This window comes from Desulfobacterium sp. N47 (genome assembly GCF_051233685.1).
Classification (GTDB): domain Bacteria; phylum Desulfobacterota; class Desulfobacteria; order Desulfobacterales; family RPRI01; genus RPRI01.
In genome coordinates this window covers 19,966-30,583 of record NZ_JBAMMY010000067.1, presented here as the reverse complement: position 1 = coordinate 30,583, position 10,618 = coordinate 19,966, and the positions used below count along the sequence as shown (strand labels likewise).

9 protein-coding genes and 1 pseudogene are annotated in these 10,618 nt (G+C 46.6%); 2 read left to right on the top strand and 8 right to left on the bottom strand.

The window, feature by feature from the left end; genetic code table 11:
* Both VXK47_RS04045 and VXK47_RS04040 read left to right on the top strand, forming a co-directional pair.
* A pseudogene (locus tag VXK47_RS04045) lies at positions 1-364 on the top strand (transposase); the annotation flags it as partial.
* 189 nt (positions 365-553) lie between these two features.
* Positions 554-1,636, top strand: coding sequence for a sulfotransferase family protein (locus VXK47_RS04040; RefSeq protein ID WP_435547488.1), 1,083 nt, complete (start codon positions 554-556; stop codon positions 1,634-1,636).
* 33 nt (positions 1,637-1,669) lie between these two features.
* On the opposite strand, the gene VXK47_RS04035 is transcribed toward VXK47_RS04040, so the two are convergent.
* The 8 genes from VXK47_RS04035 to VXK47_RS04000 all read right to left on the bottom strand — a co-directional run bounded on the left by VXK47_RS04035 (position 1,670) and on the right by VXK47_RS04000 (position 10,593).
* The gene (locus VXK47_RS04035; protein WP_435547487.1) at positions 1,670-2,665 is read right to left on the bottom strand and encodes an NAD-dependent epimerase/dehydratase family protein; all 996 of its coding nucleotides are present in this window, start codon (positions 2,663-2,665) and stop codon (positions 1,670-1,672) included.
* 29 nt (positions 2,666-2,694) lie between these two features.
* On the bottom strand, positions 2,695-5,340 hold the full coding sequence (locus VXK47_RS04030; RefSeq protein ID WP_435547486.1) for an MMPL family transporter: 2,646 nt from the start codon (positions 5,338-5,340) through the stop codon (positions 2,695-2,697).
* Positions 5,341-5,342: 2 nt separating this feature from the next.
* Positions 5,343-6,350, bottom strand: coding sequence for a flippase-like domain-containing protein (locus VXK47_RS04025; RefSeq protein ID WP_435547485.1), 1,008 nt, complete (start codon positions 6,348-6,350; stop codon positions 5,343-5,345).
* A 76-nt stretch (positions 6,351-6,426) separates the two neighbouring features.
* On the bottom strand, positions 6,427-7,089 hold the full coding sequence (locus VXK47_RS04020) for an ABC transporter substrate-binding protein (protein ID WP_435547484.1): 663 nt from the start codon (positions 7,087-7,089) through the stop codon (positions 6,427-6,429).
* A 107-nt stretch (positions 7,090-7,196) separates the two neighbouring features.
* The gene (locus VXK47_RS04015) at positions 7,197-8,039 is read right to left on the bottom strand and encodes an FAD/NAD(P)-binding protein (RefSeq protein WP_435547483.1); all 843 of its coding nucleotides are present in this window, start codon (positions 8,037-8,039) and stop codon (positions 7,197-7,199) included.
* Between the two features lie 20 nt (positions 8,040-8,059).
* The gene (locus tag VXK47_RS04010; protein ID WP_435547482.1) at positions 8,060-9,091 is read right to left on the bottom strand and encodes a 4Fe-4S dicluster domain-containing protein; all 1,032 of its coding nucleotides are present in this window, start codon (positions 9,089-9,091) and stop codon (positions 8,060-8,062) included.
* A 120-nt stretch (positions 9,092-9,211) separates the two neighbouring features.
* Positions 9,212-10,162, bottom strand: a complete 951-nt coding sequence (locus VXK47_RS04005) for a 4Fe-4S dicluster domain-containing protein (RefSeq protein ID WP_435547481.1) — start codon at positions 10,160-10,162, stop codon at positions 9,212-9,214.
* Entirely contained in the window at positions 10,162-10,593 is a 432-nt protein-coding gene (locus VXK47_RS04000) for a hydrogenase iron-sulfur subunit (protein WP_435547480.1), read from the bottom strand. Before VXK47_RS04000 ends, VXK47_RS04005 begins: the two co-directional genes overlap by 1 nt.
* Between the last annotated feature and the right edge of the window lie 25 nt (positions 10,594-10,618).

Genomic DNA, 10,618 nt, shown 5'->3' with positions numbered 1-10,618 from the left:
TAAGGATGAAGCAGAGCGTCATTTTGACGGTTTTATACAAATTTATGGAGCAAAATACCCCAAAGCGTCTGGATGCCTGGAAAAAGATCGTGATGTTCTGTTAACGTTTTACGATTTTCCTGCTGAACATTGACGTCATATCCGGACAACAAATCCGATTGAATCAACGTTTTCAACTGTCAGGTTGAGAACAGACAAGGTCAGGGGCTGTTTCTCCGCAACAACTGCAATTACTATGGCATTTAAACTTTGTGAGTGCGCTGAGAAAAGATGGTTACGTCTCCACTGCCCTGAACGATTGGCTGAAGTAATTAAAGGAGTCAAATTTGTGAATGGAATTGAAAAAAAATGGATCGCCGCCTGATTATTCCATACACAACTCTTGACTATAACTCAACAAATAGATAAAATCAATATGCGGAGATATACTGCAAGACCAAATAAAACTACTCGATTATCCCATCAAAAATGTTAATTAATTTTTGCGCTATCCCAAAGGAGAATATACGTGTACTTTCATTTTAAAACCCTTTTTGCATGCTGGCGGAATGCTATGCGGCCAAAAAATATTTCCGCCAGTCACCTGTTTTTCATAATCGTATTTCCCATCCTGTTTCTGATTTTACGCACATTCGTCTGGTGTGGGCGTAAACTGGATTACCTGTTTTTCCCCGGCTTCCGGAAACAGCAGGTCAAAGCACCTGTCTTTATCATCGGCAATCCGCGCAGCGGCACAACCTTTACCCACAGGTTGATGTCCCGTAATGACCGATTTACGTATTTCAAGCTTGTTGACACGATTTTTCCAGCCGTTTTTTTTTACAAGATGTTTGCTATTTTGAAAAAAATAGACCGGAGGCTTGGCGCACCTTTTGCCCGGGTGATCTACCAGCTCAGCGATCGGGGGTTAAAGGGCTGGAAAGACATTCACAAAACCAGCCTAAAAGAAGCGGAATCTGATGAAATGCTTTTCGTCTATACTCTTTTAAGCCCGTTAATGGCATTGCTTTTTCCATATTTTGAGACTATGCCATATGCACTGTTCGTTGATCGGTTGCCTGCTGCAAAGCGCGAAAGGCTCATGGCTTATTATCTCAGCTGTTTAAAAAGGCATCTGTATGCCACCGGGCCGGACAAAATACTGCTCGAAAAAGTGGCGCTTATCGCCGGCCGCCTCCAATCCATTTTACAGACCCTTCCCGATATGCGGTTGGTGCACCTGATCAGACATCCCTACCAGTCAATTCCATCACTGATTAGTATGTTTGCCATACCATGGAAAACCATGGCCCCGAAAGCAGCCAAAAGGGCTGAGACCTTCCATGCGCTGGCTGAAATGATTTTCGACTACTACAGACATATTCTGGAAATCAAGAAAATCCTGCCTGCTGAACAGTTCCTCGAGATTTATTATGACGACTTGGTGGCTAACCCACGGTTGGCTGTGGAGCAGATATATACTCATTTCAAACTGCCCCTTGACGTCATGTACTGCCGGTTTCTTGCTGAGGCATCGGAGCAAGCTGGAATTTACAAGAGCAAACACCATTACAGCCTGGAAGAATTCGGCTTGAACAAACAACAGGTTTATACAGAACTAAAAGAAGTTTTTGACGCATACGACTTTGAGCCATAATTCACGACCTGGGGCAGCACACGCGTGGACAGGTCAGATTTTTATACCATCTTCTATCAACCTTTGGCGATGCCAGAAAACTGTTTCCTCGAGGGTGTTTTCAAGAGGACGGATGGTATGACCGCCCAACTGCCGCCATGTCCGGGCGCTGTCGAAGACTAGCGACCGCCGAAGCAGCCGTATTCCCGTTACAGAACTCAATGGATGCCGGTCTGTCAAGTTTGCGTATCCTTCCTCCAGGTATGCAAAACCCAGCGCCAGCAGATATGGAACCTTGAACCGTGGAGCAGGACAACCGGATATTGCGGCCAGCCGGTCGAAAAAATCTTTGACCGGCAGATTGCTGCCGCCCAGTATGTAACGCTTGCAGGGAGAACCCTGTTCCATCGCTAGAAAGTGTCCTTCTGCGACATCCCGCACATCCACTAAATTAAGGACACCATCCATATATCCGTTGATTTTTCCCAAAAGAAAATCTCGAATCATTTTCCCGGGCGGTGTCAGATTCCGGTCACAGGGACCGATCGGCATGGTTGGGTTGACGATCACCGCTGGGAATCCTCTCTTCGCCAAATCTGCGATAGAGCGTTCCGCAAAAAACTTTGACCGGCAGTAGGGGCCGATCATATCGGCCAACGAGGTTTGCACATCTTCGGTAACTGGCCCCCTGTGTTTACGCGGCACAAGTATTGACTCGGTGCTGGTATAAACAAGGCGGTTGACGTCCGCCTCGCAAACTGCTTTGGCAACATTTTCAGTACCCTGTCGGTTGACCTGGTCAAAGACTTTTGGCTGCTGATGCCAAAGCATGGGATTGGCCGCCAGGTGATAGATGCTTTGGCAGCCTTTCAATGCCGACTTCAATTCTTCCATATCCAGGATCGAACCGAGTACCATGTCGTCCGGCTGCAGCGGTTCGTCAACAGGAAAAGAGTTTACATCAAAAACCCTCACCCTGTGCTGGCTTCGTTTTAAAATTTCTACCAGTCGACAGCCGATGAACCCGCTGCCGCCAATGACCAAATCCATTAAACTCTCCCTTTATTCCGGCTGCCGGATTAAAGCTGCTTGTAAAACATTTGCAGCAACGCCGGCAGCAGCAGCAATGTGCATCCAATCATGATTGTAACACTCAGGATCAGCATGATTCCTATGCTGGCAGTACCCTGATTAGCCGAAAAGCAGAGGCTGCTGAAGCTGAAAATCGTGCTCAGTGCACTAAACAAAACGCCTCTGACCGTGCTGGTCCGGAGAATTGTCTCACCGTTAACCGACTTTAGGCGGAACCGGTGAACCATGTGAATACCGTAATCTAGGCCAATACCCAGCAACAGGGGCACAACAATAATGTTGGCAAAATTAAACGGAATTTTAAGAATTACCGTAGTGCCGGCAATCAACCCCAAAGAAATCAAAAGGGGTGCAAGAATCAGCAGGACTTCTCTCAATCTTCGCGTGGCAAAAATCAAAAGTATGATGTTAGCTGCAATCGAAATGATAAATGCCTGTAAAAACGCATGCGATATGGTTTGGCCGGCCCTGACAATGCCCACTGGCGTGCCGGTGGCGCGCGGTGTGATTTCTTCAATAGTCATGACAAAACGTTCGAGCGCTTCCAAATCGTTCAGGTTTTCCCGGGGGAACACCTCTACCCGGTAGAGGTGTTCTGATATATACCGGGATGTTAGCTCCTGCGGCAGTTGTTCGGCTGTAAAAGCTTCCGGCTGCATTAACCGGGAAAGCTGTTCCAATAGGTATTTTAACGGCATCAGCATTGTGGTTTCCAATTGATCGGTAATTTTTACCGCGGCATCGGGGTTTCTCAGGTGTTCCATCAACAGGTCAACATTTCTCGCCATGGACAGGGCCTCGGCAGAATCCCCGGAGGCGTTTTCTATATATTTGGCAAGGGCTTTTCTGAATTTATCAACTGCCGCAATAGTATCTTTAACCGGGTTCTTAACGATCTGCAAATCCGCATCAATAGGCGGCATAAACAAGGCCATCTCTTCGATTAACTGGATTTTTTGTGCCTGATCGGCGGGTACGAGATCTGCAAGCATCATCGTTTTTTCAACAACAGAAAGGGTTTTCATACGGTTTGCCAACCGGTTTGCCTCTGTAGCAGAATCGCATAAAATGGAAATTGTCCACATTGAGGTGTCTGATTGCTTTAGCAGGTCTTGGGCCGTCCTCACCGATTGGGCTTTCTGATTGTTCAAGTTGAGCGGATTGTAATCGAAACTCACTTTGGGCAATAAGGCAACACCGGCCAAAAAAAAGGCCGCCGACGAGGCCAAAATGATTTTGGGAAACCGATGCGGGGCCTGAGAAATAGCGGCTTTTAACGGCTTCGGGGCTGTTGTACACCGGAGGAATTGCGGGCGCCACAAATGAATCATGGACGGCAGCACCGTGATGTTGGCCAACAAGTTGATGAACATGCCGGTTCCGGCAATCATTCCTAATTCGGAGGCACCACTGTAGGCCGTGGGAATAAACGCGTAAAATCCAGTGGCAGTGGTCAGTGTACATAACAACAGGGTATTGCCGGTCTCCTCCAAAGTTCGTTGAATGGCATCGGGATGATTCCATCCGTTTACGATCAACTCTTTGTAACGCAAACAAAATTGAATGCTGTAATCAATACCCAAACCTACAAACAATACCACAAAGGTAACGGATATAATATTGAGTCGTCCGATGGCTAACATGGCAAACCCAAAGGTCCAGTCCATTCCCATCAGCAGGGTGATCATGCTGAAAACAACCAGTCGCCCGGATTTCAACCCCCAAATCAATATCACCAGAACCATCCCGACGGAAGCCGCCCCCATCAGATAGATACCCTGTCGGACGCTGAAGAGATTCTCGACGTTCAGTGCCAAGTTGCCGGTGACACGTACCGACACATCCGCGAAGTCTTTATCAGCGAGCTCTGCTTTAGCGTGTTCAATTTGGTTCAAAGCAGATTTGATGGGATTAAGGGACAAATAGTCCAGATTTGGAACTAATATAATGAATTCGCGGTGTGTTTGATCCTCTGAACGCCCCTGCATCAAATTCTGCCAGGAAATCCAATCTGGTTCACCTGAGCCGACTTTTGCAACAGCCCCGTCCAATTTCGTCAACAGGAGATTGAGACGGTCTTTATCCAAGGCATTGCTATCAGCTCCAAATACATCAGCCAGCACGGCAAACAGGCTTTCGAGGCTCATCTCTTGGGCCAGCGAACCGAGAAAAGGCTGCATTGTAGCCAGATTGTCGGCCATATCAATTAACTCTTTTGTATTTCGATATAGCAGGCCGTTTTTTTTGAAAAAGGCATTGCCCCGGGGGGCGAAGACGGAACGAAAAACTTTTGGTTCCCGCCGCAAGTGTTCGAGAAGCAAATCCCGAACAATACCGGCTTGTTCAGGTGTTTTGGCATCAATCACCAAAAGAAGCACATCATTTAACTGCGGGAAAGCCTGGCGGAATCGATTCAGTTCCTGACGAAATGGTACCCTGTTCGAAACCATCTTCGCGAAATCGGTATCAATTCTGAAAGTCAACACAGTGTAAACTGTCAGGCCGGCCGTCAGCGCAACCGCCACCACCAGAATAAGCAACGCCCTCCGAAAGATCAACCCAGACAACCAAACCGGGAGACAGGGAGTATTTTCGCGAATGCAGCGCAGTATGTCAATCCGTTGTTTCAGCATTGTCAGAGGTTTTTCCTAAACCGTCCTTGAGGGGGAAACAAAACATCCCTTTCAAAAATGAGCCACGCAGTCAACCCCGGAAGGCCCACTGCCAGCTCACGCCCCCGCTTGATGAGCGCTATCGCCAGCGCTGTTTCTGTAGGCAACCCCAGCAAGGCGGCAACGGCAATAATTCCGCCTTCACGCACCCCTAGCGCCCCCGGCACCAAAAAACCGAAACTGTTTGCAGCAACTCCAACCGCCTCAAGAACCACAGCTGCCGTTATTGTCGGTAAAGCTCCTAAAAAATAAAGTGCCAAGTAGGTTTCGCCGCTTTTGACCATCCAGCCGGCAAACCGTAAAAGGGCACATATTATTAATCGATCATAATCAGAATATAGATTTGCCGTCTCTTTTTCAAGCACCTCCAAACCGCCCAAAACCTGCATGATTTGTCTGTTATCAAAGAAACGCCGGGCGATTCGGTTAAATACACTTGATATGCCCCAGTACTGAACCGAAATAAGGCAGCCAAATATCAGCAGGCCGCCTGACAGCATCATAGCAAGCAAAGCGATATTTGGGGCCAGACTCACTTTGAACAGCAAAAGCAAAAGGCCGACCATAATGAACAGAAACTGGGTACCGAGGCCCAGGGTCAAATCAACCACTACGGAAGCTCCAGCCAAGGTTCGGGCTGGCAAGCGACGGGCCAGCATCAAGGCCCGGGCAACATGCCCTCCTACCTGAGCAGCCGGCAAAAGGGTGTTGCATGATTCGGCCACCCAGCGATATAAAACAAAATCAGCGAAGGCAGGAACCCTGTATCCGGCGATCAGATACTTCCAGCCTGCAGCATCAATGGCCATCGGTACAAAGCGAAAGGCAATAACCCACAGAATATTCCAGTTGGCCACCATGAGGGCCGTCCCAACCTCACTGACGCCTTCATTTATCAGCAAATAGGCGACAAAGGCCAAACCTACAGTCAGCGTGAGCACAAAAAAACGGGTGCTTTGAAAGCGTCGCATTAGAAACCATCCAAGTTTTTCTCAGGCCAAATACGGCAATCCATTTTTTAAAATCAATGTCTAAGAATTCAATATTTTAACGAAGCAATACTTCGGTTTTTTCCAGCAGTTCTTTTTCCAGACCGTCAAACCCGTCGTGCTCCATTATGGAGATGAATTGCGCCCGCATCATTGCCAGCTGGCTGATCCCTTTAACGTGGATGTCGACGATTTGCCACCGCCCTTTTACTTTTATAAGTTTATAAAGAAATGAAACCTCATCTCCACTTTTCTTGATCATACGTGCGTCAACATTGACACTGTTGCCCCAGGGCTTTTCAGGAAGTGTTACTTTAAAACACTGTCCGTTAAATGAATCATATTGTCGGGCATAAACAGCCGTTGACCATTGCCGGTACAATTCGATCAACCGTTCGCGTTGCTCGGTTGTTAAGGTTTGCCAATATTTGCCAGAAGAAATGCGGACAATTATATTAAAGGCGAACACTTCGCGTATCACCGGCTCTAAAATAGTATGACGTCCGGCATACCCGATTTTTTTGCCGCCTTTCATGGCTTCCAGCAGCTTGGTGTAAAATTTTTCAACAACCGCTGTCGAATCCTCTATTTCTTTGGGTTGCACAGTCTGCGCGGTTGCTATGCCGATGGTAATAACTGTTAAAATTAAGCCACTTATGACTGTCTGGCAGAACCACCAGAATGATTTATTTATTAAGCCCGGGTAATAATCGGTCAACATGATAACGTCCTTGGCTGTAAGCATGTTTGAAAATATCTTAAAAACAATTTATAGAGAAATGCATAGTATTTGTACTTTGCTTTTCCTTATAAATTCTAATTTCTAATTTAATATTCCTCAGGCAACAATCTTAACTGTGCCAACGAAAAGACCGGCCCGTCTTTACAGACATATTGGTATCCAATATTACAATGCCCGCAGATGCCGATACCGCACTTCATTCTCATTTCAAGGGAAAGAATAATCCTTTCGGGCGGAAATCCCAATTCTTCCAACACAGGCTGAGTGAATTTTATCATGATGGGCGGACCACAGATTATGGCAATAGCGTTTTCCGAGCTTGTTATTTTTTCTTTTGCGATCGTCGGCACAAACCCGACATTATATTTCCACTCGGAATCATCCGTGCCGTCCACGGTTATGTGCATGTTGATATCATCCCTTTTTCCCCATTCCGCAAGCTTATCTCTGTAAAGCAAAAGTCCCGGATTTCTGGCTCCGTATATCACAGAGATATCTTCAAACCTCGGTCTGTTCTCGGGCTGAATCATGTATACGATGCTTGATCTTAAGGTTGTAAATGCGAAACCACCCCCGATTATGACAATATTTTTGCCTTGCATTTTTTCCCAGGGGTACCAGTTGCCCAGTGGCCCCCGAATCCCCATCACATCACCTTCTTTCATGCTGTGCAGATGTTTAGAGACAAGGCCGACCTTATTTACAGTGAATGCAACAAACCCCTTTTCTGTGGGAGAAGACGCGATGCCGATAGGAATTTCGCCCTTGCCCGGAACCGACAATTCAGCAAACTGTCCCGGCGTGTAGAAAAACTTCTGTTCATCTTCGGAATTCAAAAAGACGAATCTGAACGTTTTGATATTTTTATCTTCAGTTTCTATCGTGATATTATCTATGCGGACCGGATACGGCAAGTATGGATTTTCCACTGGCACACCCCATCTTTATCTTAGCATTTATTCATCAATTCGGTTATTTGCCGGATATCTATATTAACCGGACAGTAGCGGACACAACGGCCGCAACCGGAGCACTGTACCCCGTTTCCATATTTATCCACGTAATATTTCAGTTTGTGCATAAATCGCTGCCGCACACGCTGAAATTTATTGGCCCTGGGATTATGTCCGGATCCATGGAGAGTAAAAAGCGGGAACATGCATGAATCCCAGTTCCTGATCCGGTCAATCTGTTTCTCAAAAACCTCGTCCTGTATATCAAAGCACCAGCAGGTTGGGCAAAGGAATGTGCAGGCACCGCAATTCAAGCAGGAAAAAGCAATATCATTCCAAAATGGCGCATCAAAAAGTTCATTGGTATCTTTGTCTTTTAGTTTGCTGAAAGGGACGCCGGAATTTGTCTTCCGGGTGGCGGAAACCGCAAGATCTTCCTTTAACATCTTATCGCCGGCAGGCTTTCCACCCCCTGCCCGGCTGAGAAATTTTTCACCTTTTTCTGTCAGACCCTTTGCCAGAAAAATCTCGTCAATATCGTAAAGCAACACATCCAGATATTTTTCATCAAACGGCCCGCCCCCAGCAGAAGTGCAAAAACAGGTGGCGCAGGGTTCGTTACATCCCAGTCCGATCAGGGTGGTAGATTCGAAATGCCGGACCCACCACGGGTCTCGATATTCGCGGTTGTCAAAATTGCGTTTTACGATCTGAAATGCATGGGCATCACATGGCCTGATTCCGACTATCGCCTGAGGAGAGTAAACTTTCGGCGCTTCCCTGAAGATGTTTGCCTTCGCATCATTTTTATCAATAGAGCATTCAAACAGTAATTCGGATGGGGGATATACGAGAGACTTAGGGGAAAGCCTTGTATTCCGGTAATCGAAGTCAGGATCTTCCCCTTCGCCTAAAGGCTTAAAACTGTGAAATTCACCATCTTTTACGGGTACAAATATACTGTAAGCGTCAGCCAGCCCCTCCAAGGCCTTTGTCCAGCGTTCTTTTGTGAATGTCTGTGTTGTCATAAATTTCACCTTTCCGGCTTATCTTAACAATAGCACATGCAGATCCCGGTAGGATTTGCCAGCACCCCGGGAGTCTCGGAAACAAATATTACGTCTAAGTAGGCATCCGTCTCATGGCCCTTATTTAATAAAACTGTTATAATCATTCGGTCTGTAAATATCCAGCGGCGGTCTTTGATTCGGATCGAGACCTGCTTCCCAGGAAAAATAATCCTCCGTATCCTTATTCAGTTTTTTGGTAAACTGCCTGATTGGTATGCCCATCGGGCAAACGGTCTCACAGGCGCCACAGTCCGTGCAACGGCCTGCACAGTGGTATGCCCTCAGGATATGAAAGGTCATTGTATCAACAGGGTCAAGACTCTTCCCCACCCACTGGGGCTGAGATTCGTCCACAAAACATGTGGGGCAGTAACACAACGGACAGGCATTTCGGCATGCATAACATCGAATGCAATTTTTTATGACACTGTTGAAAAATTCCCATTTCTTATCGGGAGCCATTTCTTCAATCTTTTTCACATCCGCATACGCTTCGATGCCTTTCTGTTCTTTAACCGTCTCCGAAATCATCTCATCGAAAATAACGGGATTTCGATGGCGGCACAGTGCGCAATTATTTCTTAAAAAATCCTTTTTCTTAAAAGTTTCTTCGAATCCGTTTCCTGCGACAGTCAGTTTGTCATTTGACTCCCAGACATCCAGTATTTCCTTCTGATCAACAGCCTGCATTACCTTTGTGTGATCAATAATCCCTGTGCAGGGAATCCCGACAATATGCAACTGGTCCCGCCGGATCTGATTTTCGGTGATATGTGTCACGATGCTCCTGGAATTGCATCCATTGGCAATAATACCGATCCGGTCTTTTCGTTCGGTCAAATAATTACACAGATTCAAACCGCAATGGCTGTCCCAGTATAAAACACCGGCTTTATCCGCCTCTGAGACAAGAACCGGCTCGTTTTTCATCGGAACAGTTCCTTTTTTATAGCCGATGAACACATCTACCGTTCCGTCCCGGAGTAATTTTCCGGCCTTTTCCCTTATGAGCGCCGCATATTCGATCATTACGCCACCTCAGCTCTTTTCTTGATAAAGTATTTTGCGGGACCCAGCATTTTTACTTCATCGGATATGTTACGTGCTACATCAGCAAACTTACCTGCTTCTGCAGAAGATATCCAGGAAAAATGAAGCCTTCCCGGTTCAATGCCGATATGTTCCAGAAGTCCTTTTAAAAGGGCAAATTTCCTTCTCGCGTAATAATTACCTTCCAGGTAATGACAGTTGCCAGGGTGTCACCCGGAAACCCAAACCCCATCTACGCCATGGCGAAAGGCTGCAAGAATTAACTTAGGGCTGACACGGCCTGAGCATGGCACCCTTATAATCCTGAAATTGGGCGGATACTGGAGACGGTTCACCCCTGCAACGTCTGCCGCAGCGTAACTGCACCAGTTGCATAGAAAAACGGCTATTTTCGGTTGCCAATCAGTCATTTTATTATCCTTAATTATCCTTAAT